The sequence below is a fragment of the Natronobacillus azotifigens genome, assembly GCF_026805325.1.
Taxonomy (GTDB): domain Bacteria; phylum Bacillota; class Bacilli; order Bacillales; family Amphibacillaceae; genus Natronobacillus; species Natronobacillus azotifigens.
In genome coordinates this window covers 1-24,796 of the sequence record NZ_JAPRAT010000020.1, presented here as the reverse complement: position 1 = coordinate 24,796, position 24,796 = coordinate 1, and the positions used below count along the sequence as shown (strand labels likewise).

The window sequence follows — 24,796 nt, the reverse complement described above, 5'->3', positions numbered from 1 at the left end:
CTACACAGACTTCTTGGTAGTATGTGAAGAAGCGGAAAAAAGATACATATAAAAGGCACCTCCTGAATTTTGTCGACAAAATTCGGGCGGTGCCTGGCACTTTATTTTGTTCCGAACAAACGGTCACCTGCATCACCAAGGCCTGGGACAATGTAGCCTTTTTCGTTCAGTTTTTCATCTAGTGCCGCTAAGTAAATATCTACATCCGGGTGTTCTTTTTTGATCAGTTCAACACCTTCTGGAGCTGCGATCAAGCACATCAATTTGATGTTCGTTGCTCCACGTTTCTTTAAGGAAGCAATCGCATCAGTCGCAGAACCACCTGTCGCAAGCATAGGATCAATAACAATTAGTTCACGTTCGTTAATATCAGATGGCAACTTAATGTAGTATTCTACAGGTGTTAATGTTTCAGGGTCACGATATAATCCTACATGTCCCACCCTTGCTGCTGGAATATGACGTAAAACACCGTCTACCATTCCAAGACCAGCGCGTAAAATTGGCACGAGACCAATTTTCTTTCCGCTTAGTACTTTTGCTTTTGTTGTTGTTACTGGTGTTTCAATCGTTGTTTCTTGTAAAGGTAAATCTCTTGTTATTTCAAATGCCATTAGTCCAGAAACTTCATCGACAAGTTCACGAAATTCCTTTGTTCCTGTGTCTGTTTTGCGAATATACGTTAGTTTGTGTTGTATTAATGGATGATCCAATACAAATACATTTCCCATGTTTGATCACTCCTTATCATATTTATGCATCTTTAAAAGTGTACTGAAAAAAGAGTTCGGTTTCAAGCGATAATTGTTTTATTTTTTTATTTTATGTCGATTCTGATCAACTCATGCGTTCTTCCGTTCTTTCCATTCTCAATGCGGATAGCATAACATCCCTTGTCCTAAGTTAGGAAAGGGATGTAAGAAGAAAGCAATTCCTCCGCTTGGCACAAGGATTTTCCTTCCCGACTATTGATATAATGGGAATTTATCCGTTAATGCCTTAACACGAGCTTTTGCTTCAATTAATTTTTCTTCGTCTTGATAATTTTTCAACGTGAATGCAATGATGGATGCAACTTCTTCCATCTCTTCCGCTCCAAATCCACGAGTTGTAACTGCAGCTGTTCCTACTCGAACCCCGCTCGTTACAAATGGACTTTCTGGGTCAAATGGAATAGTATTTTTATTTGTTGTAATGCCGATGTCATCCAAGGCTTTTTCTGCATCTTTTCCGGTTAATTCTAAACTACGAACATCTAATAACAAGAGGTGATTATCTGTTCCACCTGAAATTACGCGGATACCTTCTTTTTGCAAACGTTCAGCAAATTGTTTTGCATTTGCAATAATTTTTTTCGCATAGTCTGTGAATTCCGGTTCTAATGCTTCTTTAAATGCTGCTGCTTTTGCTGCAATAACGTGCATTAATGGACCACCTTGAATTCCTGGGAAAACAGATTTATCGATTTGCTTTGCATATTTTTCTTTTGTTAAAATCATTCCACCACGCGGACCACGTAAAGTCTTATGTGTTGTAGTGGTAACAAAATCAGCGTGTGGGACAGGATCCGGATGCAAACCAGTTGCTACAAGACCTGCAATATGAGCCATATCAACCATTAAATATGCGCCTACTTGATCAGCAATTTCACGGAATTTAGCAAAATCTATTTCACGTGGATATGCGCTAGCTCCAGCAACAATCAACTTTGGTTTCACTTCTTTGGCAATTTCTAATACAACGTCATAATCTAACTGTTCTGTTTCTTTATCTACACCATATTCAGCAAAATTGTATAGCTTTCCGCTGAAGTTTACCGGGCTACCATGGGTTAAGTGCCCACCATGTGACAAGTTCATTCCCAACACCGTGTCACCTGGCTCTAAAAAGGCATGGTAAACTGCCATATTCGCTTGCGCACCAGAGTGTGGCTGAACATTTACGTGTTCTGCTCCAAATAATTGTTTTGCACGGTCACGAGCTAAATTTTCTGCAATATCCACATACTCACAGCCACCATAGTAACGCTTTTCTGGGTATCCTTCTGCATATTTGTTCGTTAGTACAGATCCTTGAGCTTGCATTACCGTTTCGGATACGAAATTCTCTGAGGCAATTAATTCGATCTTATCATTTTGACGATGACGCTCCTGTTCAATCGCTTGAAACAATTCCAAATCATTTTTCTTCACTTGATCCATTTCGTAGTTCCCCCTTGTTCATGTCTAAATCCATGTGTATAAAAAAGGCAATACTCGCTAAGCGACATCTGCATCCCCAACGCCTAACGGTTCACCTGAAACACCAGCATTACAACGAATAAGCAGCACGGCTACCACCAATTAATTTCGGGCGAGAATAAGCCGCATTAACTCGTGCTTGTCCTAATTGACAATTGTCTAGGCGTAAAGGAACGGCAACATGCTTGATATGCATCCCAATCATTGTTTCGCCTATATCCATCCCTACATCTGCTTTTATATTTTCTATGACGACAGGATCAGATAGATGACGATAAGCATGTCCTGCCATCGATCCACCTGCTCGTTTTACCGGAACAACACTCACTTCTTGAGCGAGTTGTTGTTCCATTACTTTTCGTTCTACTACAATTGCTCGATTTAAATGCTCACAACATTGAAAAGCTAATTCAATTCCTGTTGTTGCTTGAAGTTTTTTCAGTGCTGCAAAAATAATCTCAGCTACTTCCTCGCTACCAGTTGTTCCGATTTTTTCACCAATTACTTCACTCGTAGAACAGCCAATCAAAAAGCACATGCCCGGTTTTAAATAACCGTTTGTTTGCCATTCAGTTATGATGTTTTCCATCTGAACTTGTAATTCTTCCATATCGAAACTCCTACCTTATTTACTTGGACTCGTATTCTGCGATCTTGCCAATTCGCTTGGCATGTCTGCCACCTTCAAAATCACTACCAATCCATGTTTTTACGATCTCTTTTGCTAAATCCACGCCGATGACACGCGCTCCCATCGCTAGCACGTTAGAGTCATTATGTTCGCGCGTTACTCTTGCTGTATAGACATCATGTACCAAAGCACAACGAATGCCTTTTACTTTGTTTGCTGCAATGGACATTCCGATACCAGTTCCACAAATGACAATCCCTCGATCATATTCTCCCTTTGCAACACTTTCAGCGGCAGGGATTCCATAATCAGAATAATCGACGGAGTCTGGACAATCACAGCCAACGCTAACGCATTCCACCTCTAACTCTTCTAGAAAGGATTCGATTTCTCTGGCTAGTTGGTAACCACCATGATCTGATGCTAAAACAACTTTCATCACAAAACACTCCTTCTATAATTTCCTCTATCTTTATTTTACTTGTTTTTTAAGTCATTGAATAGACAGACTTGTTGAAATTTGTGATTTAATCAGATATTTTCATTATTTATCTCTATTCTCTAATTTTTCTATTAATAATTCAATGTACTTCTCGATTTCTTTAAATGTTTCTTGATAAGCTGTTTTGTCCCCACCGAATGGATCTTTTATATCATAATTCGGCATTTCAGCTTCTAATCGTTCAATCTCATCTTGTTCTTCCCGTAAAAATGCTCGTAATTGTTGTTCGGTTTGTTGTTGACCGGTTTCCTCTAAAACAATGACTCGTTTTTCTTCGAGGTTGAGGTATGCTTGCTTTAACTGTTCCCACGTAGATTGGTCTTCGTCAATAGTATATTCTTTTAACGTGAATATTTTTTCAAAAGCTTTCGGGAATTTTATTGTTAATATTTGTTTATGTTGTGTTGTCATGGTTAACACAAGGTCTGCCCATGAAACCAATTCATTATCTACCAATTTCGCTTCATCTTGAGTGTCCAACGAATGGTCGGAAAGTACATGAATTGCACCTGTACTTAAAGGGTCTCCGTTTCGAGCAGAAATTCCAGCTGATTTGACATTGTGGTCAGATTTTTCTTTTAATAAAGCCTTTGCCATTGGACTTCGACATGTATTCCCTGTACATACAAATAATATATTCATCTTTGGTCGCTCCTCCCTTTCGCAAACAACTTCGCTATGATAAATCATAACATATTGCTGTGTGAAGCACCAAGATTGCTTACTCAAAATTAACATAGGACATAAAAAATACCCGGCATAAGCCGGGATTATTGTCTGATCTGTTTAATATTAATGAAATATTATTTCCATTCCGATAATGCAAAGAATGATTCCACCAAACCACTCACTGTATACTCCTACCCAGTGTCGAGCTTTTTTTCCAATTAGTAAACCGATCCATGTCAGGATCATACTAGTAAATCCAAATAAAATAAACGTAAACCAAGTGGCTATTCCTGTTATCCCAAAACTAAGACCTACTGGAAAACTGTCTAAACTCACCGTAAAGGCGAAAAAAACTAAGCTCCAACCAAATGGCCTTTGTCTTGTTTCTGGTTCCTCTTCTAACGTTTGTAAAATCATATGTATACCTAACCCGAACAGCAATAAACCACTTGCTAAGTCAGTGAAATTTTCAATTTTTGTTGATAATATGGTTCCTAAGATAACTCCAATCAATGGCATCAAGATATGAAACAGACCAACAATGAGGCCAATTAGAAAAATCCGCTTTAATCTTAACATTTGCATTCCAATTCCTAAACCAACAGAAAAGGCATCCATACCTAATGCAAGTGCGATAATTATGATTCCTAGTATTGGATCTGCTTGATTATATGGCATCTTACCACTCCTAACCTTGGACATGCTACTTTAACTCTATGTCTAAGGGTAGCTAGTTATTCGGAGTTTTTAACTGGCGTTTTGGTGGTTGTATTGTTGCTAGGTAGTTTCTTGAGGCAGCAATGAGAGGGGTTAGGGATGGGATCGTCGGAGAGAAAGAGAGAGGGGGAGAGGGGGAATTTGATGAGATTTGCTCGTGACTTTTTAATTTTGCGTGCATTCTTCGCGATTTGCGTGCATCTCTTTTTAGTATAAAAGTCTTAACGAGGGGATAAAAATAGAACGCTAGGCGCTCTATTTTTATTCCGGAGCAACCGTCCGTAAGACTCCCACTTCAAAACAACGAGAATATCAAGTTGTTTAAGTAGGAGTAACAGACGCTAGCACCCCGAATGGTTCAAGAGCCTTTAGCATCCTTTAGGGCTAACAATCAGTCGGGGAATACCTAAAAACCCCCACTGATTGAAGTTTCACTTTATTGATGGTGAGTTATGCTTGCTGCTTTTGTTAGACGATTCATAATCGCTTGGCCTACTGCTTCTTCTGGATAGGTTTCTGTCAAGATTATATCCACATCTGTTCTTTTGAAACTTCTAAGTCCTTCATATAAATGTGCGGCGATTGTTGATAAGTCAATAATGGAACCACATACTTTCATGTAATCAGCTGACAGCTTTGGGGCTAATTCTTCACTGATGAGTACACCTACTTTTTTACCTGTTTGTTGATACTCGTTAATCAGCGCTTGAAAATATGTATGATCTCCAAAAACAAGTGCTAATGGCGCATCGGGTTCATAATGATTATATTTCATTCCTGGGGCTTTCGGAGTTTGTTCCTCCTCATGCCTTGCGGTATCCTTCACCGGCACACCAGTTACTTGCTCGATATCTGCAGCAGAGACTCCGCCTGGTCGTAATATGATTGGAACGTCCGTTGTGCAATCTACTACCGTTGATTCTAGGCCAACTCCTGTTGGACCACCATCTAAAATCCCAGCAATTTTTCCATTCAAATCCTGATAGACATGGATGGCACTTGTTGGGCTAGGTTTACCAGATATGTTCGCACTCGGTGCAGCAATAGGTATATCCGCTTGTTCAATTAACTCACGGGCTGCTGGATGGTCTGGAATGCGAATCCCAACTGTCGTTAAACCTGCTGTAACGTTTTTCGCAATCGAACCATTGCTAGGTAAAATGACCGTAACCGGTCCAGGCATAAAAGCATCAATAATTTTTTCAGCTAATGGTGTTATTTCTGTTACGTATTGCTTGATTTGATCTTTATTTGACACATGGACTATAAGTGGGTTATCTGCTGGGCGTCCTTTCGCCTCAAAAATCTTTGCCACCGCTTGTTCATTGGAAGCATTTGCTCCTAATCCGTATACCGTTTCTGTTGGAAAAGCAACTACCTCTTGCTGTATCAACAATTGTGCAGCTTCTCGAATTGATTCCTCTGTCCAAGTGAAGAAATTGGTTTGTTTATTCATTAGATGCAGGCTAAAGCTTCTCTATTCAAATCATTGAACCAGAAAATAAGCCCTGGACCCCTTTCTACATAAAAAATGAAGACAATAAAACTGTTCCACATGTTATCCACAGCTTAGCAATAGTTTATACACAGGTTTCCTGGTTACACACAACTTTGTAAACATATGCACAGCAATCCTTCATCTATTTTAGCGATTATCTATTTCATTCACAAGTACTTTTCTTAACTTTATACTTATTCACAAGTTTTTTAAATTATTGTGGATAAAGTTCTTGTTTATTCACAGAATATTCCCAACAGGTTGAGGAACGTTCTACTGGTATTTTAGTATTCTCCGTTTGTTGAAAGCCTAACTGTGCCAATAATTGTTCTAGGATTGGTCGATCCGCAAGAACAACTAACTTATCCACAAACAATTTTTTCGCTTCTAAAATTGCTAATCCCATCATTTCAATAATACATGTTGCTTCTTTCAGTTGTGCAATAATAAATTTTCTTAACCATACTTCATTATCATCGATCGGCTCTAATAGATAAAAACCAATTGTTTTTCTTTCATCTTTTATTAAATAACCATGTTGTAAAAATTCTTCATCTGTAATGCTAATTTTAGAAATCTCTTGTAAAAAAGTTTCAGCTTCCATACGATTTGTTCTATCAATTTTTACACATTCCACTATCATCCATCCCTTCTTCATCAACCTTTCTTTCTAGTCTATGAAAAAGTTAAATAATTATGATAGATTAGCGAAACCATTCCAAAAAGAAAAACTTTACTTTAACAGACTCTTCTTCTTTCATATCTTCCTCTTGTGTTTCAAGATCTACTTCTTCCTCTGCACTTGGTTCTGCAACGGTAGTTCCTGCTGAGAAATCAAGAAAACATAAGGGTGGGAAAAGTACACACCACCAGTTTGCCCCCTTCGCTTCCCCTAATGAGATTAAAATAGCCTCATATTCACCCGCTGGGTATACATATCTGTCATAAACTTTGGCTGGGAAGGACACGTTTTGATCATAATCTACGTGATAGGTTTGATTATTCCCGTTTTCCGCTAAAGTTTTTGCAACCACTTGTTCAATCTCCGGTAACCTTTGTTCAATTAATTTTCGTGCATCCTCAATTTGATCAATTTCCGCTACCCATTCGGTGATTTCCTCTTTTACTTGATCACGAATCTTCTTTTTTAATAGTTGATCGTCTTCATCATCGCTATTAGCTAAAATACGTAAACGAATAGCTTCATCTGGAATCACTTGATAATCTGAGTTACTTTGGACGGATCTATCTTGTGCATGTAATGGTAAAATTGTGATGAATAATAACAGGACCAATAGAATAATAATAAATTTTTTCATTTGCTTGCCCTCCCACTTGTTTGTTAAAAACAGTATGGGCAGAGACATTATTATTTAAACTAGCAATCTAGCAATTTATTTATTTATTTATTTTCGTGAAGGCTTTGGAGCATATCTTTTTTTATCCCAGAGTAACGGACGCTAGCACCCCGAATGGTCCAACTTCAATCAGTGGGGGAATACCTAAAAACCCCACTGATTGAAGTTTAATTTTATCGTTGAGCGAGAACAATCCGATCTCTTCCGTTAATATCTTTCCTTATTTCAACAGTGCTTTCCGGAAATGTTTGTTTTATCAACATTTTAACTTGTTCGCCTTGTTGATAACCGATTTCAAATGCAAGTAATCCACATGTGGATAACACTTTTTTTGCTTGTTTTATGATTTGTTGATAGGCGTATAAACCATTATCGTCTGCGAATAAAGCAAGATGAGGATCGAAATTTTTTACCGTATCCGACAAAGTCGCTTCATCCTGCCAAGGAATGTATGGTGGGTTGGAGATGATTAAATCAAAGGTCTCTCCAGATCCCAACCACTCCGTTAAAAAATCACTTTGAACAAAAGATATTTCAGCTTCTAAGTTTTCAGCATTTTTTTTTGCAACAGAAAGTGCTGCAGAAGAAATATCTGCGGCAGTTACGGTTAATGTGGGATCTTCTAATTTACAGGTAATTGCGATAATCCCACTACCCGTTCCAATATCAATTAGTTTAAGCGGACGAGCTTTTGATTTCACTCGCTCCAACACCGTCAACACTAATTCCTCTGTCTCTGGTCTTGGGATTAACACATCTTTGTTCACGAAAAACTCTCGCGAATAAAACTCCTCTTTTCCTATCAAATGTTGGACGGGGATGCCTGTTTTTACATGTTCTTCAACGTCTTGCAAAAATGCTTGTTTAACCGATTCAGGCACTTCTTCTCTATGCGACATGATAAACTCCGTTTTTGTCATATCTAAATGGTGTTGCAGCAATATCTCAGCAATTTTCGGTTCTCTATTTTGTTCCACTAAAAAAGAAGAAGCCCGACGGAGGACTTCTTGTACGTTATTTTTCATATTAATCACCGATCTGATCCATTTTACTTGTTTGTTCTTCCATAATTAACGCATCGACGATTTCTGATAATTTTCCTTCAAGAATTTGATCTAGTTTCTGAATGGTTAAACCAATCCGATGGTCTGTTACGCGGTTTTGTGGGAAATTATACGTACGAATTCGTTCAGAACGATCCCCCGAACCAACTGCAGACTTTCTTGTTTGGTCATACTCTGCCTGAGCTTCTTGCTGAAATTTATCATAAATTCTCGCTCGTAAAATTTTCATTGCTTTTTCTTTATTTTTAATTTGTGATTTCTCATCTTGCATCGATACTACAATTCCAGTTGGTTCGTGAGTTAGACGTACCGCTGACATAGTGGTATTTACACTCTGACCACCAGGTCCACTTGATGTAAAGGTATCCACTCGAATATCTTTTTCATGTACATCAACTTCCACATCTTCTGCTTCAGGCATTGCTACCACAGTTGCAGTAGAGGTATGAATTCGACCACCAGATTCCGTTTCTGGAACACGCTGCACACGATGGGCACCATTTTCATACTTCAACTTGGAATACGCACCTCTTCCGTTGATCATAAAAATAATCTCTTTATAACCACCAACACCTGTTGAGTTCGATTCCATAACATCCATCTTCCAACCTTGCGCTTCTGCAAAGCGGTTATACATCCGAAATAGATCGCCAGCAAACAGGGCTGCTTCATCTCCACCAGCCGCACCTCGTATCTCCATAATAACGTTTTTATCGTCGTTCGGATCTTTTGGCAGTAATAAAATGGTTAATCGTTCTTCGATATCCGGAAGTTGTTCGGAGAGTTCGTCAATCTCCATTTGAACCATTTCTTTCATATCCGCATCAAGCTTATCTGCTAACATCGCTTTGGCATCAGATAATTGTTCTGAAATGTCCTTGTATTCACGGTACAATTGAACGACATCTGTTAGATCTGCCTGTTCTTTGGAGTATTCTCTTAATTTATTGGTATCGCTGATAACTTCGGGATCACTTAATAATTCATTTAATTTATCATAGCGTGCTTCTAAAGACTCTAACTTATCAAACACGAATTTCACCTCATCTTATTTTCAAACATCCAGTGTTTATTATACAATACTTTTCATTATAATATAGGAATAATTTTACGTCAAAATCTTGCCTGATAGAGATAGTTAGATTGGGAGGGGATGCGATGAGCTGGTCTTGCGTGCATCTTTTTGATTTTGCGAGCATTCTCCGCAATTTATTCGCATTTTTTCCGATTTGTTCGCATTCTCCGCGATTTGTTCGCATCTTTTCTGATTTGTTCGCATTCTCTGGGATTTATTCGCATTCTCCACGGTTTATTCGCATCTTTTCTGATTTATTCGCATTCTCCACGTTTTGTTCGCATCTTTTCCAATTTATTCGCATTCTTCGCGATTTGTTCGCATCTTTTCTGATTTGTTCGCATTCTCTGTGATTTGTTCGCATTCTCTGCGATTTGTTCGCATCTTTTCCGATTTATTCGCATTCTCCGCGATTTGTTCGCATCTTTTCCGATTTGTTCGCATTCTCCGCGATTTATTCGCATCTTTTCCGATTTGTTCGCATTCTCCGCAATTTGTTCGCATCTTTTCCGATTTGTTCGCATTCTCCGCGATTTGTTCGCATCTTTTCCGATTTGTTCGCATTCTCCGCGATTTGTTCGCATCTTTTCTGATTTGTTCGCATTCTCCGCAATTTATTCGCATCTTTTCCGATTTGTTCGCATTCTCTGCGATTTGTTCGCATCTTTTCTGATTTGTTCGCATTCTCCGCAATTTATTCGCATCTTTTCTGATTTGTTCGCATTCTCCGCGATTTATTCGCATCTTTTCAGATTTGTTCGCATTCTCCGCAATTTGTTCGCATCTTTTCTGATTTATTCGCATTCTCCACGTTTTGTTCGCATCTTTTCCAATTTGTTCGCATTCTCCGCAATTTGTTCGCATCTTTTCCGATTTGTTCGTATTCTCCGCGATTTATTCGCATCTTTTTCGATTTGTTCGCATTCTCCGCGATTTATTCGCATTCTCCGCGATTTGTTCGCATCTTTTTCGATTTGTTCGCATTCTACGCAATTTATTCGCATCTTTTCTGATTTGTTCGCATTCTCCGCGGTTTATTCGCATCTTTTCCGATTTGTTCGCATTCTCTGCGATTTGTTCGCATCTTTTCCGATTTATTCGCATTCTCCAACTCCCAAAATAAAAAAGCACCAAAACAGTGCTTTTTTATTTATGGATATTGGATATATTTAATTCAGGTTGTGGTTTATTTGGAACTTGATGATGATGACGACAGCGTGGCTCATAGGATTCTGAAGCGCCTACTAGTATGATTGGATCATAATAAGAAGCTGGTTCGCCATCGATTAAGCGTTGAGTTCTACTTGCAGGTGAACCGCACACAGGACAAATAGCATTTAGTTTTGTAACACTTTCGCTAAGCGCCATTAGTTCCGGAACGACACCAAATGGTTCACCGCGAAAATCAGTATCTAGTCCTGCTACAATAACGCGATGGCCTTGATTGGCCAATTCATCAATAATTTCAACAATTTGTTGATCAAAAAATTGCACTTCATCAATACCTACTACATCAATATTCGGTTCCATATATTCCATAATTTCAGCTGCAGAACCCACTGGCCTAGCCAAAATTGAATTCCCATTATGAGATACGACAGACTCTTCATGATAACGATCGTCAATTGCTGGTTTGAACACGCGAACAGATAGATTGCCATACGTTGCTCTCCGAACACGACGAATAAGTTCTTCAGATTTACCAGAAAACATGCTACCACAGATAAGTTCAATCCATCCACTTTGATTCATTATATACACAATTACTTCCCCTCTCTATGTAAAGCAATTAGAACGACTATACCGAGCACCCTTTCGTAAAACTTCCCTTCAAATCACAAGAAACTAGTTGTTTTCGTAAGGCTAACCCCAAGATTATTAAAATTTCCTTTTTAAGGATAACTAATAAAAGTATTACTCTATCTCAAAAAAATAAAAAACAGGCTAAAAGTGCAATCGCCTGTTTTTATTGATAATTTAACAAAATCATTCGTTAAGACAAGCCATCCCTAAAAGGAATGGCCGCTCACGTTAGCTTGCAGAAAATAAATGCTTAGCCAAGGTTATATTTTTTCTTGAATCGGTCTACACGGCCACCAGCTTTATCAGCTTTTTGTTTACCAGTATAGAACGGGTGAGATTCTGAACTGATCTCCACACGGATTAATGGGTATGTGTTACCATCTTCCCACTCAATTGTTTCTTCCGATGTTTTTGTTGAACCAGTTAGAAATTTGTAATCAGAACTTGTATCTAGAAATACAACTTTTCTGTATTCTGGATGAATTCCTTGTTTCATCTCTTTCCACTCCTTTTGCCCTGAATCCCTTGGAAACAGAGTTATAATATGCACGAATCATAGCAAATTTTCTTGATGATGTGCAAAATTCATACAGAAGAATTATAACAGTGTACATGCTTGTTTGCAATAGCAAACAAAAGGAATAATCATTTATTTGCGATTTAACCCCTTACGCTTTCTTTCATCGGCAAGTTGATCATAAAATTCTTCATTGTTCTTTGTTGCACGAAGTTTACGCAAGAATCGTTCCAAGAAATCGGGTGAATCTTGCATATTTTTGCGGACTGCCCACATCACATCTAGCTGATCTTGTGGCAAAAGCAATTCTTCTTTTCTCGTACTTGATCGAGTAATATCAATTGCAGGGAAGATACGACGTTGTGCTAATGAACGATCTAAATGCAATTCCATATTACCCGTTCCTTTGAATTCTTCATAAATAACATCGTCCATCCGGGAGCCTGTCTCCACTAAAGCTGTTGCTAAAATGGTAAAACTGCCACCTTCTTCGATGTTACGCGCGGCTCCAAAGAATCGTTTCGGTCGATGGAATGCAGCCGGATCAATACCTCCAGATAGCGTACGACCACTAGGTGGAATAACTAAGTTATAAGCACGTGCCAATCTCGTAATACTATCCATAAGAACGACAACGTCCTTTTTATGTTCAACCAGACGCATCGCGCGTTCCAAAACGAGTTCAGAGACTTTAATATGATTTTCCGGAACTTCATCAAAAGTAGAACTAACCACATCCACATTTGGATCAACAGAACGTTCGATATCTGTCACCTCTTCTGGGCGCTCGTCCACTAACAATATAATTAACTTTACGTCTGGATGATTCTCCGTAATACTATTTGCTATTTGAGTCAATAACATTGTTTTACCAGCTTTAGGAGGGGCAACAATTAATCCACGCTGACCAAATCCAACTGGTGTAACTAGATCCATGATTCGTGTAGAGATTGCTTTTGGATTTGTTTCTAGACCCATTAGTCGATTTGGATATAACGGGGTTAGTGCAGGAAAGTGGACTCTTTCTTTTGCTAGTTCTGGATTATCTCCATTTACTGCATCGACATGAAGTAACCCGTAATAACGTTCGTTTTCCTTAGGTGGACGAACCTTCCCGGATACTTTATCACCGTTTCGCAAATCAAATCGACGTATTTGTGATGCAGAAATATAAATATCCTCTGCACTTGGAGAATAATTGATTGGTCGCAAAAAACCAAAACCTTCAGATGGAATGATTTCTAGAATTCCATCCATAAATAAATAGCCGCTCTTTTCAGCTTGCGCTTTTAAAATAGCGAAGATTAGTTCTCTTTTTGTTAATTTTGCATAATAAGATACTTTAAACTCCTTTGCATGAGCATAAAGATCTTTTAACGTCATTGACTCTAATTGAGATATTGTTACCTCAGACACACAATCACCACACCTACTAGTTTTTTTATTGGAAAAGGATAGAACATTTGCTTCTACATTTTCTTAGGGTCCTTCTTGAATGAAGTCTTACGAACATACCTTATTAAAAAAACAATAAAGTTTCTTAGAAGTTTTTAACGCAGTTCTACTGAGAAGTTTGAGAAGGAAAGGTATCTAACTGAAAAATAATTATGGAAGCTTACGACAAATCATTCCGTTAACCTGTCTTTAAGGGAAGAAAATTTAAAAAGGCCAATCGGGGTGGATCAGTCGCAGAATAATCTTAAACTTCTTTCATCGTAACGCTTTCTTTCATAATATTCAACTATTTTTTTGTTTTAATGGTTGATTATAAGAGCAAATTGACTAAAATAAGTCTTTAGAACGATAAGGTGAAACATAAATCAGTAGATTTTTTTGTCTTTCTCAATGATTGTTAGTCCAAAAGTCTCTTGAACCATTCAGCGCCCGTTAATCCTTTTATGCACAAGGAAAACAGGAACAACGAGCGTTGTTCCTGTTTTCCCATTGTATTCGTTTTTCTTTAGGAATTTTGGAATTGTTCTATTTCTTGTTCAGTCATTTCTTCACGCCAAATAACCGCACCTAAATTCGTTAATTTCTCCGTTAGTTGCTCGTATCCACGATCAATATGTTCTAGTCCCGTAATTTCCGTAACGCCATCCGCAATCAATCCAGCTACAATTAGAGCTGCTCCTGCTCGAAGATCACTTGCATTTACTTTTGCCCCTTGTAATTTCACAGGTCCAGAAATAATCGCAGAGCTGCCTTCGACTTTAATTTGGGCATTCATCCTGCGCAGTTCATCAATGTGTTTAAAGCGGGCAGAATAGATCGTATCCGTTACAACAGCGGTACCTTCAGCTTTTGTAAGTAAAGAGGTTAACGGTTGTTGCAGATCCGTTGGAAACCCTGGATAAACGAGTGTTTTAATATCCACACTTGTTAGCTTTTTACTAGGTGTAATTAAGAGTTGTTCTTCGCCCTCTTCAATATTTACACCCATTTCACGTAACTTTGCTAATAATGATTCCAAATGTTGTGGAATAACATTATCAATTAATACTTTTTCCCCTTGAGCGGCAGCCATTATCGTGTAGGTACCAGCTTCAATTCGGTCTGGAATAATGGTGTGCATACAACCCGTTAGTTGATCAACACCCTCAATACGAATAACATCTGTACCAGCACCTTTTATTTTTGCACCCATGCTTGTTAATAATGTAGCAACATCAATAATTTCCGGCTCACGAGCTGCATTTTCGATGACTGTTTTACCTGTCGCTTTCACTGCTGCCAACATAATATTAATGGTTGCGCCAACACTAACTACATCTAAATAAATACGCGCACCTTTTAATTCATCGGCACGCAAGTAAATCGCACCTTGTTCGTTCGTTACTTTGGCCCCTAACGCTTCAAACCCCTTAATGTGTTGATCAATTGGTCGTGGACCTAAATGGCAGCCACCTGGCAAGCCAATTACAGCCTTTTTAAACCGTCCAAGCATTGCACCCATAAAATAATAAGAAGCACGCAATTTCTTTACCTTACCGTTCGGTAAAGGCATTGCAGTCATTCTTGATGGGTCAATATGTACTGTTTGACCATTTTTCTCCACAGTTCCGCCAATCTCTTCCAAAAGAGCTTCTAACGTCTCTACATCAGAAATGTCTGGTAACCCTTCGATGATCACTTTCGAGTCCGCTAAAATGGTTGCCGGAAGTAAAGCTACCGCACTGTTTTTGGCACCACTAACTCGAACTTTCCCATTTAAAGGCGTACCACCTTGCACGAATAATTTTTGCATGTAAATTCCTCACTTTATCTGTTGATCAATTTATATCTGTCTATATCAGTTATCTTTAGTTTGTACATTTTCAAGTAAATAATGCGTTGGTTAAGGCATTAATCCTATTATACAAAGAATTGACTGAAGTATCTACCATATCCGATATAATTTCTAAAATAAAACAAAGAATGTCAAAAAAATGACTTATCTACTAACCACATGCAATTTAGTTAATTCTAAGTGGTTTCAAGTTCTCTAAAATAATCAGTCGATATTGGCATTGCAAAAGAACAACAGAATTTTGTATATATACACAAAAACCATCCGAAAATAACGGATGGTTTTTATCAGCGAAATAAAAATTAAGCTTTGTTTGAAGAACCAAATTCGCGCATTTTACCAATTACAGAATTCTTAATTGCATCACGAGATGGTCCTAAGTATTTACGTGGGTCAATCATTTCAGAATCTGCAGCTAAGACTTCACGTACTACTTTTGTTTGTTGAATTTGATTTTCTGTGTTTACATTGATTTTAGAAGTTCCGAAAGAGATTGCTTTTTGAATATCTTTCAATGGAATACCTGTACCACCGTGAAGTACTAGAGGTAATCCAGTAGCAGCTCCGATTTCTTCCATTTCTTTAAATCCAAGATTTGGTTCACCTTGGTAAGGACCATGCACAGAACCTAGTGCAGGAGCTAATGTATCAATACCTGTGCGTTCAACTAGTTCTTGACATTCTTTAGGATCAGCGTAGATAACACCATCTGCTATTACGTCGTCTTCTTGTCCACCAACAGTTCCAAGTTCAGCCTCAACAGATACACCGTGGAAGTGAGCAAGTTCTACTACTTTTGAAGTAGTTGCTACGTTTTCTTCAAATGGATCGTGTGAAGCATCGATCATTACAGAAGTAAATCCAGCATGAATCGCTTTCGCACATTGTTCAAAACTTGAACCATGATCTAAATGAATAGCAACTGGTACTGTTGTACCTTGTGCTTCCATTACAGAAGTAACCATAGCTACAACTACGCCATAGCCGCCCATGTATCGTCCAGCACCTTCAGATACCCCTAAAATAACTGGAGATTTTTCTTCTTCTGCAGCCTGTAGAATCGCTTGGATATATTCAAGATTGTTAATGTTGAATTGACCAACCGCGTAACCACCTGCTTTTGCGTCTTGTAACATTTGTGTCATTGATACTAATGGCATTAATTGTTCCTCCTTAGATAATTTAAGTAATAAATACTTTTGCGTGCATGTCCAAAAATACAAATGAAATACTGGATACCGTGTTTTTGAACAAGCCAATATAGCCAGTCAAATATGTTGGTTGATTGGATACTTTATTAGCATACCAACTTCCCTGTAAAGGTGCAACAAAACTTCTCATATGTAAGCGTTTTCTGACAAATTTTTTTACAAATTATTCGTTGTAAGGATAATTATCCATTGTATAGTAAGGAAAATGGAATATACTTGATAATCAACCCATACTATTACTCATCCAATAACTTATTTATTTCATCTTTTACTATATGAATATTAAACGGTTTGGAAAAATAACTTTTAACAGACTTTAAATCTTTTGACTTTTCCTTCACCTCATCTACCAAACCACTCATCAAAATGGTCGGTATCTCGATACCTTCATTTTCTAATTGTTCAACTACTTGACAGCCGTCCATGAGAGGCAAACGGTAATCCATAATGATTAATTCAGGCTTGATCTTTTTAACACATGCAATGGCGGCACTACCGTGTTCACAACTCTTTACGTGATGCCCTTCATTTTTGATAATTTCTTCTAATAGCAAACGGATTCCTGATTGATCATCTACAACCAAAACCGTTTTTGACATAAAAAAAACCCCCTTTAATGACATAGCATACTACTTTATGTTGTTCTTCCCATTTACACCTCACCTTAGTACTTCATCTTAATAATTTCTACTCTGTATAGAAAAATTCCTGCTTATCTTTGGTAAACAACCACCTTTCAAAAAGTTGATGAAACTCCTCTTTGGGAGGTATACATTTACAAATAAAATGTATAAGAAACGTCAATGAAAAAAACAAGCGATAAAGAAATATTTCCCTTTATCGCTTGTTTTACCCTGATTGGAACCAATATAAACCTCCAAAAGCAGAAGTTCACTTGAATTATTTAACTGTAGCACCAATAAATCCAGCAAATAATTGCTGTGGTCTTGTTGGACGAGATTTGAATTCTGGATGGAATTGAGATGCGACAAACCATGGGTGATCCGCAACTTCAATCGTTTCAATTAATTTTCCGTCTGGGCTTGTACCAGAGAAAATAAAACCTTTCTCTTCCATTTCCTCACGGTAGTGGTTATTAAATTCATAACGATGACGGTGTCGCTCATAAACTACATCTTCATCACCATAAGCTGCTCTTGTTTTCGTATCTTCTTTTAATCGACATGGGTATAAACCAAGACGTAAAGTGCCACCTAAATCAGCAATGTCTTTTTGTTCTGGTAAAAGGTCGATGATTGGATGTTCTGTACTCGGATCAATTTCTGCCGAATGTGCACCATCTAAACCTAGCACGTTTCGAGCAAACTCTACCGTTGCTAACTGCATTCCCAAACATATTCCTAGGAATGGAATTTTCTCTTCTCTCACATAGCGAATCGCTTCAATTTTCCCTTCAATGCCGCGATCCCCGAATCCTCCTGGCACTAATACACCATCTACATCGGATAACAATGACTTCACATTGCTCGCCGTAACTTCTTCTGCATTGACCCATTTCACTTCAACATCAACGTCAAACTGATACCCTGCATGTTTCAATGCTTCTACAACAGAAATATATGCATCTGGTAACTCCACATATTTCCCAACAAGTGCGATTGTTTTTTTCTCAGTTAATCCTCTTACTTTTTCAGCTAACTGTTTCCATTCTGACATATCTGCAGGTTCACAACCTAAATTGAAGTGATCACAAGTAATTTGATCTAGGCCTTGTTCTTGAAGAGCTAACGGTACGTGATATAACGTATCTGCATCAGTTGATTCAATGACGTTTTTCTCGTCGATATCACAGAATAACGCGATTTTTTCTTTCATCTCTTGACTTACAGACATTTCAGAGCGCAGGATGATGACATCTGGTTGAATCCCTAATGAACGCAATTCTTTCACACTATGCTGTGTAGGTTTTGTTTTTAATTCGCCAGCTGCTTTAATATAAGGAACAAGTGTTGTATGAAGATACATCACATTCTCTTTTCCAATGTCACTTTTGATTTGACGGATAGCTTCTAAGAAGGGTAAGGATTCGATATCTCCAACGGTTCCACCAATTTCAGTAATTACCACATCCGCATTGGTTTGATCTGCGGATTGAAATACTTTATTTTTAATTTCATTTGTTATATGCGGGATAACTTGAACGGTTCCTCCCAAATAATCACCACGGCGTTCTTTTTTGATTACCGTAGAGTAAATTTTCCCTGTAGTAATGTTGCTGTATTTTGATAAATTAATATCAATAAAACGCTCATAATGCCCTAAGTCCAAGTCTGTTTCCGCACCATCATCTGTTACGAAAACCTCACCGTGTTGATATGGACTCATTGTACCCGGGTCGACATTGATATACGGATCAAATTTTTGAATCGTTACATTTAATCCTCGATTTTTCAATAAACGACCTAAGGATGCTGCTGCAATACCCTTTCCTATTGACGAAACAACTCCACCTGTTACAAAAATATATTTTGCCACTTGTTATCTCTCTCCCTTATCACTATTTTTTATCATCTATTAGAGGATGTTCAAAAGTCACCAAATGATAAGCAGTGCACCTCTTCGTTGGATCTTTCTTCCAGCACTCATGTAGGGAGAACCTACATTCTAGTGTTCAGAAGCTCCACCAGCTCGACCTGCGCCTGCATACTTCTCATTTACCTCCGTTTTGAAAACGAACTATTATTCTTGCTACTATTTTATCCTCATCATAGGAAAGTATTTACCTTACCAGCTGAGAAATTTCACTTTCAAGGATTTCATATAAGAAAAGCAGAGCTTATGACAAAAACATCTGATAACCTATACGATGTAAAAACAAGTATCCATTCTGATCGATGTGTTCATCAGCACACTTAAGTCTTTACAAAAACAAAAACGCCCCCCTAACGATAGGGGGACGCTAACCTATTAGTTAATTAATAGAGCCCAAATAAAATATTACTCACTCACTGTATAAAAGTCAAGCGGATTTTATTTATCTTCGTCTTCATCTTCGTCTTCCTCATCAAAATCATCTTCGTCATCATCTAGATCATCTTCGTCATCAAAATCATCTTCAAGAGTTTCATCCTCAAGATCCTCGTCTTCACTATCCTCTAAATCATCCTCAAGAAAATCTGTATCATCAAAGTCGAGCGGATCTTCTGTGATATCTTCATCAATTTCTTCAATCGGAAGCTCTTTCTCTTTCTTTTTCTTTGTAGCTTTTTTCTTCTTTTTCTTAGGTGCAGCAGTGATTTCTTCATCAATTTGCTCGACTGGATACCAACTTTTCAGACCCCACATTCCAGAACCTAGTGTTAAAAAGCGACCGTCAATGTTTAGATCTGTATAAAATTGTGCAATATAAAGATCTTTATCTGCTTCTGTGAAATTCTTCATTTCAGCGATTTGCTGATATAATTCCTTATAACCTACTGCTTTTTTTTCTTTTTCTAAAATCATTACTGCTAGTTCGATCATTGAAATATCTTGTAATTCTTCGCGGTTATAATTAGCTAAGCTCACCGTCAAAGCACTCCCTTTATCAAATTATTACCTTCCTCTTTTCGTTTTTCTTGAGTCAGGCTGTAACGTAGCATCAAATTGTCTCCTGTACATTATATTGGTATGAAAATTAAAATGCAATATTTGTAGCAGATATGTTGGAAAAAGTTACTTCATGGTAAGCACTCCACCTTATCCTTGAACAAATTCTACAAGTGGTGCTACTTTCTGAGCTGTCAGATCTCCTGAATTATCAAAAATGTGAATATTGTCTTCCGGAATCGCCCAGTTAATCGTTGGTACAAAATTCACCCGTGTTTCATAGCTATCCCAATTTTCTAATTTCCAAGTATCGCGGATTGTGCCTCGTTCTTCAATTCGGTTCCGTTGTGTTTCGATATCTTCTAAGGTGACAACAACTACCTTTACATCCACATCAGCAAATGTTTTACCGCTTGCTGCTAACACTTCTTCAATCCATGCTTTATTCTTTAATTCTGCTGTAAAAGGAGAAATCATAAATACATTTTGACCAGCGGCTAAATTTTCAATACATATGTCTTTCGTTGTATCGTATTCTAAATCGCGTAGATTCTCTTTATAGAATTCGGAATCACGATCATCTTTATCCATACCTTGCAATACTAAAAATCTTTCTACAAATCGGCCTCCAACTGTATCACGATCTAAAAATGCACATGGTACTTCTTTCGCGATCTCTTTAGCTACGGTTGTTTTTCCTGTTCCCGCTACTCCGACAAAAAATATTAGTTTTTGCATTCTTTACACCTCTTCTGATTTATATATGTTTTTTATATGGTAACGCATTCAAAGGAAAAATGCATGCTTTTTTTCTAGTTAGTATTCTATTTATTGGTAGTGATAATTTAGCTACTAAGGTGCAAAAGCTTGACATACAGGATTCGCATTTAAGAGAGAGCGGTTTTGTTTCACCATACATCAAATATTCAGTATACACTGTCTGTTTTTTACATGTAGTTCTTACTCGTTTCAATTAAACATTATCTTCGTGTGAAAAAAACATCCAACTTGGGATGCTTTTAACACTAGCCTTTTATTACGATTTTATTTGGTAATTTATTTTACATATATTGTGTTGCTTAATTCTCCGCTTCATTGCTTCCCTTTTGCACAAAACACATGACCAATACAGTAATCAAAAACAACGGGATGGCGTAAACTTGACTCAGTATAAATTTAAATACAAACGTATCATACGCTGGATCACTAGATGAAATGAATTGTAGAACTGTACATGTTAGGATATAAACCAAACTAGCAATTAGCCATTTGTTCATCTTGCCTACTCCCTCTCAACCAAATTTTCTTTATCTAAAATTTCAAGATCATAGATAAACAACCCATTTAAACGCTTATCATATTTTTTTGATAAAGTGAAACTTCAATCAGTGGGGGTTTTTAGGTATTCCCCCACTGATTGTTAGCCCTAAAGGATGACCTAAAGGCCTTTGAACCATTCGGGGTGCTAGCGTCCGTTACTCCCACTGTAACAACTTGATATTCTCGTTGTTTTGAAGTCGGGGTCTTACGAACGGTTGCTCCGGGATAAATTCCATTGTTCTTCGCGTTCCATCGTAGCTAAATTATATTTTTCTAGAAAAACATTTGTCCCGTCTTTATATATATACAATGAATCATTTTTCCAAGCAGGAAAGATGATCTCGTACTGTCCAGCATCTTCTATTATGGTTTGCTGGTTTAAAACATTTCCGTCCTGATCAAATTGATGGTTGACACTAAACTATCGTCATTCGTTTGTTCTAGCTCCTTTATATTTTCCAAAAATGCTTTGTGTAGTTCATTCAGTGACTCTTTTGCTATTTCTTCTTCTGTTCTGTTTAACATTTTTGCCGACGGTGCAACTGCTTCTTCTACCTCTGTTTTTGTAATGCCGGGTTGCATCCTAACCAATTCATTTACATACTCATCTAAACTGGAGTCAAGTTGGCGAGCATTTACTTCTAAAGATACTTGTGGGATAAGGATAAAAACAGTAACCAAACATAAAATTATACAAACAACTAATCTGTTTTTCATTATTTCTCCCCTCACCTAATTTCCATTTATTTATAAATTTTTACAAATACATGTTACGAATTTTTTTCTAGAAAGTCAATACATTTTTTCTATTTTTAAGCAAATGACACATAGAAGTAGATTCAACTTCTCGATACTATCCGTGTTATGGAAGAAGTCCATACTTCTGTTCTAAAATTACATGTTGTATGAATCGTTTTTCAAGAAATAATCTAAACGATGAAGGATTATATTGGTGACAGATTTTTGGTGTTTTCTTATCTTGCAAGAAAAGGCGTTCTTGTTTTAAAACAAGAACGCCTTTCGATATTATTACATACTCTCTGGTGCGGATACGCCGATTAGTTTTAAGCCGTTTGCAATCGTAATTCGAACTGCTTTCATTAAGGCTAATCGTGCTTTTGTTTTTTCTGGATCATTTGGATCTAACACTTTTTCCGCATTATAGAAACTGTGTAAGTTTGCTGCTAACTCGAAAATATATTGTGTCATACGATGTGGTGTGCGGTTATTTGCCGCATCCGCAATTACTTGTGGGAATTGACCGAGATGCTTTAACAATACTTCCGCTTTCTCACTCTTCAATAGACTGGCGTCAAAGTTCTCATCAACGCAAAATCCTTTTTCTTCTGCTTGTTTCAGCATCGTACAAATTCTCGCATGTGCATATTGAACATAAAATACGGGATTGTCATTTGATTCTGATTTTGCTAAGTCCATATCAAAATCAAGATGTGCATCACTCGATCTCATAACGAAGAAGTATCGCATAGCATCGATGCCAACTTCCTCCATTAACTCTCTTAACGTAACAGCTTTCCCTGTACGCTTACTCATTTTTACCTTTTCACCATTTTCAAATAGATTTACCATTTGAATAATTTCCACTTCCAGCGTATCTGCTTCATTGCCTAGTGCTTGAATAGCTGCACGCATTCTTGGAATATAACCATGGTGATCTGCTCCCCAAATATTAATTAGTTTATTAAATCCGCGATCTAATTTATTTTTGTGATAAGCAATATCCGGTGTTAAATACGTGTATGATCCATCATTTTTCACTAATACACGGTCTTTATCATCACCAAAATCCGTTGTTCGGAACCAAGTAGCTCCATCTTCTTCGTAAATATGACCTTTTTCTTTTAACTGGGCAAGAGTAGGTTCTATTTTTCCATCCTCATAGAGCGATGTTTCTGAGAACCAATGATCGAAGTGAACACGGAATTGTTCTAAGTCATTCGCTAACTTCTTTAACTCATACTCCAGTCCATATGTACGGAAAAATGCTAGACGTTCTTCTTTTGACTTGTTCACCCATTCGTCCTGATAACGCTCGACGAGTTCTTCGCCTAAAGCGATAATATCTTTTCCGTGATAACCATCTTCTGGCATCGGATAGTCTTTTCCAAGTGCTTGCATGTAACGCGCTTCTACAGAAGTCGCTAAATTGTTGATTTGGTTACCCGCATCGTTAATATAATATTCACGTTCTACATCATAACCAGCCGCTTCTAGTAGGTTGCATAAAGAATCGCCAACAGATGCTCCACGTGCATGTCCCAAATGTAAATCACCTGTAGGATTTGCCGATACAAACTCGACTTGAACTCTTTCCCCTAAACCAGCGTTAGACTTTCCATAGTCCCCTTCTTCTGTTAAAATCAGTGGAATTAAACGCGTTAAATAACTATTATCAATAAAAAAATTGATGAATCCAGGACCCGCAACATCAATTTGCGTTATCGATGCTTTTGCTTGATCTAGTTCAGCGATAAGCTGTTCAGCAATTTGACGTGGCGCTTTCTTTGCTACTCTCGCTAATTGCATCGCGATATTGGTAGCATAGTCCCCGTGTGCTTTCTCTTTTGGTTTTTCCAAAATGATTTCAGGCATTTCTGCTTCTGTCGCTAGTTTTGCTTTCGTTACGGCATTTTTTATTTCCGTTTTTAATCTTTCTTCCATCTCTTGCATGATGTTCATTTATAGTTCCTCCTTCATAATCAACAATAATCGATGATGGCGTTCTCCTTCACCGTTTAATTTCGTCGTATACCGCATCAATAACTGCCCATCTTCTTCTACCGTCAGTGGTAGATAACGGATCTCTTCTGTAAAAGTCTCCATATGAATCGTTCCAAATTGATGACGATATACATTTTCTGTTTTTTGATCACGCTTGAATTGCTGATGCATCTCCACTGCACCTGATCGTTTAATACTCACTTTATCTGGTGTGATGGTAATCAAATTTGCTATTTTTTGTTGGTCCTCTCGTTCTTCGATATAAGTAAGGACCGTACGCCCAGATTGTTTATATAAGTAACCGATCGCTTCTACTTCTGTAACTTGTCGCTCAGCCTGTTCGCTTATTTCTGATTTCAACTGAAGTCTTACCGTTGCCTTTCCCCTACTCATTGTATCATCCTTTAATCGATTAAGTATCTCTTAGTATAGAAATTTCTCACCAGAAACTCAAGTATAACCGTGTTTTTCTGATAAAGTGAAACTTCAATCAGTGGGGGTTTTTAGGTATTCCCCCACTGATTGTTAGTTGAACCATTCGGGGTGCTAGCGTCCGTTACTCACACTTACACAACTTGGTATTCTCCTTGTTTTGAAGTGGGAGTCTTACG

At 37.8% G+C, this 24,796-nt stretch carries 27 protein-coding genes; all 27 read right to left on the bottom strand.

Annotated elements, in window-relative coordinates; all coding sequences use genetic code 11:
- Positions 1–101 precede the first annotated feature (101 nt).
- A complete protein-coding gene (upp, locus tag OWO01_RS10565) occupies positions 102–731 on the bottom strand; it encodes a uracil phosphoribosyltransferase (protein ID WP_268780426.1) in 630 nt (209 codons plus the stop codon).
- A gap of 234 nt (positions 732–965) precedes the next feature.
- On the bottom strand, positions 966–2,201 hold the full coding sequence (gene glyA / locus OWO01_RS10560) for a serine hydroxymethyltransferase (protein WP_268780425.1): 1,236 nt from the start codon (positions 2,199–2,201) through the stop codon (positions 966–968).
- A gap of 109 nt (positions 2,202–2,310) precedes the next feature.
- On the bottom strand, positions 2,311–2,850 hold the full coding sequence (locus OWO01_RS10555) for a TIGR01440 family protein (protein ID WP_268780424.1): 540 nt from the start codon (positions 2,848–2,850) through the stop codon (positions 2,311–2,313).
- A 19-nt stretch (positions 2,851–2,869) separates the two neighbouring features.
- Entirely contained in the window at positions 2,870–3,310 is a 441-nt protein-coding gene (rpiB, locus tag OWO01_RS10550) for a ribose 5-phosphate isomerase B (protein WP_268780423.1), read from the bottom strand.
- Between the two features lie 105 nt (positions 3,311–3,415).
- Positions 3,416–4,015 carry a low molecular weight protein arginine phosphatase gene (locus OWO01_RS10545; RefSeq protein ID WP_268780422.1) on the bottom strand — a complete coding sequence of 200 codons (600 nt, stop codon included), beginning with the start codon at positions 4,013–4,015 and terminating at the stop codon, positions 3,416–3,418.
- Positions 4,016–4,165: 150 nt separating this feature from the next.
- A complete protein-coding gene (locus OWO01_RS10540; protein ID WP_268780421.1) occupies positions 4,166–4,720 on the bottom strand; it encodes a manganese efflux pump MntP in 555 nt (184 codons plus the stop codon).
- A 475-nt stretch (positions 4,721–5,195) separates the two neighbouring features.
- A complete protein-coding gene (locus tag OWO01_RS10535) occupies positions 5,196–6,215 on the bottom strand; it encodes an L-threonylcarbamoyladenylate synthase (protein ID WP_268780420.1) in 1,020 nt (339 codons plus the stop codon).
- Positions 6,216–6,471: 256 nt separating this feature from the next.
- Complete coding sequence (locus OWO01_RS10530) at positions 6,472–6,894, bottom strand: hypothetical protein (RefSeq protein ID WP_268780419.1); 423 nt, start codon at positions 6,892–6,894, stop codon at positions 6,472–6,474.
- 67 nt (positions 6,895–6,961) lie between these two features.
- Positions 6,962–7,576 carry a stage II sporulation protein R gene (spoIIR, locus tag OWO01_RS10525; protein WP_268780418.1) on the bottom strand — a complete coding sequence of 205 codons (615 nt, stop codon included), beginning with the start codon at positions 7,574–7,576 and terminating at the stop codon, positions 6,962–6,964.
- Positions 7,577–7,788: 212 nt separating this feature from the next.
- Entirely contained in the window at positions 7,789–8,640 is an 852-nt protein-coding gene (gene prmC / locus OWO01_RS10520) for a peptide chain release factor N(5)-glutamine methyltransferase (RefSeq protein WP_268780417.1), read from the bottom strand.
- 1 nt (position 8,641) lies between these two features.
- Positions 8,642–9,712 carry a peptide chain release factor 1 gene (prfA, locus tag OWO01_RS10515; protein WP_268780416.1) on the bottom strand — a complete coding sequence of 357 codons (1,071 nt, stop codon included), beginning with the start codon at positions 9,710–9,712 and terminating at the stop codon, positions 8,642–8,644.
- Between the two features lie 336 nt (positions 9,713–10,048).
- Positions 10,049–10,558 carry a hypothetical protein gene (locus OWO01_RS10510; protein WP_268780415.1) on the bottom strand — a complete coding sequence of 170 codons (510 nt, stop codon included), beginning with the start codon at positions 10,556–10,558 and terminating at the stop codon, positions 10,049–10,051.
- Complete coding sequence (locus OWO01_RS10505) at positions 10,503–10,658, bottom strand: hypothetical protein (RefSeq protein WP_268780414.1); 156 nt, start codon at positions 10,656–10,658, stop codon at positions 10,503–10,505. The genes OWO01_RS10510 and OWO01_RS10505 overlap by 56 nt, the downstream gene beginning before the upstream one ends.
- Positions 10,649–10,858 carry a hypothetical protein gene (locus OWO01_RS10500; RefSeq protein ID WP_268780413.1) on the bottom strand — a complete coding sequence of 70 codons (210 nt, stop codon included), beginning with the start codon at positions 10,856–10,858 and terminating at the stop codon, positions 10,649–10,651. Before OWO01_RS10500 ends, OWO01_RS10505 begins: the two co-directional genes overlap by 10 nt.
- A 42-nt stretch (positions 10,859–10,900) precedes the next feature.
- The gene (locus OWO01_RS10495; RefSeq protein WP_268780412.1) at positions 10,901–11,515 is read right to left on the bottom strand and encodes a thymidine kinase; all 615 of its coding nucleotides are present in this window, start codon (positions 11,513–11,515) and stop codon (positions 10,901–10,903) included.
- A 292-nt stretch (positions 11,516–11,807) separates the two neighbouring features.
- Positions 11,808–12,053: a type B 50S ribosomal protein L31 gene (locus OWO01_RS10490; RefSeq protein ID WP_268780411.1), complete on the bottom strand. Its 246-nt coding sequence runs from the start codon at positions 12,051–12,053 to the stop codon at positions 11,808–11,810.
- A gap of 153 nt (positions 12,054–12,206) precedes the next feature.
- Positions 12,207–13,490, bottom strand: a complete 1,284-nt coding sequence (rho, locus tag OWO01_RS10485) for a transcription termination factor Rho (RefSeq protein ID WP_268780410.1) — start codon at positions 13,488–13,490, stop codon at positions 12,207–12,209.
- 544 nt (positions 13,491–14,034) lie between these two features.
- Complete coding sequence (locus OWO01_RS10480; RefSeq protein ID WP_268780409.1) at positions 14,035–15,321, bottom strand: UDP-N-acetylglucosamine 1-carboxyvinyltransferase; 1,287 nt, start codon at positions 15,319–15,321, stop codon at positions 14,035–14,037.
- A gap of 344 nt (positions 15,322–15,665) precedes the next feature.
- Positions 15,666–16,523, bottom strand: coding sequence for a class II fructose-bisphosphate aldolase (locus OWO01_RS10475; RefSeq protein WP_268780408.1), 858 nt, complete (start codon positions 16,521–16,523; stop codon positions 15,666–15,668).
- 287 nt (positions 16,524–16,810) lie between these two features.
- Positions 16,811–17,173, bottom strand: coding sequence for a response regulator (locus OWO01_RS10470; protein WP_268780407.1), 363 nt, complete (start codon positions 17,171–17,173; stop codon positions 16,811–16,813).
- A gap of 301 nt (positions 17,174–17,474) precedes the next feature.
- Complete coding sequence (locus tag OWO01_RS10465) at positions 17,475–19,070, bottom strand: CTP synthase (protein WP_268780406.1); 1,596 nt, start codon at positions 19,068–19,070, stop codon at positions 17,475–17,477.
- A gap of 495 nt (positions 19,071–19,565) precedes the next feature.
- On the bottom strand, positions 19,566–20,102 hold the full coding sequence (gene rpoE, locus OWO01_RS10460; protein WP_336284061.1) for a DNA-directed RNA polymerase subunit delta: 537 nt from the start codon (positions 20,100–20,102) through the stop codon (positions 19,566–19,568).
- 171 nt (positions 20,103–20,273) lie between these two features.
- The gene (locus OWO01_RS10455; protein WP_268780405.1) at positions 20,274–20,861 is read right to left on the bottom strand and encodes a P-loop nucleotide/nucleoside kinase family protein; all 588 of its coding nucleotides are present in this window, start codon (positions 20,859–20,861) and stop codon (positions 20,274–20,276) included.
- 341 nt (positions 20,862–21,202) lie between these two features.
- Complete coding sequence (locus tag OWO01_RS10450) at positions 21,203–21,400, bottom strand: DUF4017 family protein (protein WP_268780404.1); 198 nt, start codon at positions 21,398–21,400, stop codon at positions 21,203–21,205.
- 421 nt (positions 21,401–21,821) lie between these two features.
- Positions 21,822–22,160 carry a hypothetical protein gene (locus OWO01_RS10445; RefSeq protein ID WP_268780403.1) on the bottom strand — a complete coding sequence of 113 codons (339 nt, stop codon included), beginning with the start codon at positions 22,158–22,160 and terminating at the stop codon, positions 21,822–21,824.
- A gap of 312 nt (positions 22,161–22,472) precedes the next feature.
- Positions 22,473–24,143, bottom strand: a complete 1,671-nt coding sequence (argS, locus tag OWO01_RS10440; RefSeq protein ID WP_268780402.1) for an arginine--tRNA ligase — start codon at positions 24,141–24,143, stop codon at positions 22,473–22,475.
- A complete protein-coding gene (locus OWO01_RS10435) occupies positions 24,144–24,578 on the bottom strand; it encodes a YwiB family protein (protein ID WP_268780401.1) in 435 nt (144 codons plus the stop codon).
- Positions 24,579–24,796 lie beyond the last annotated feature (218 nt).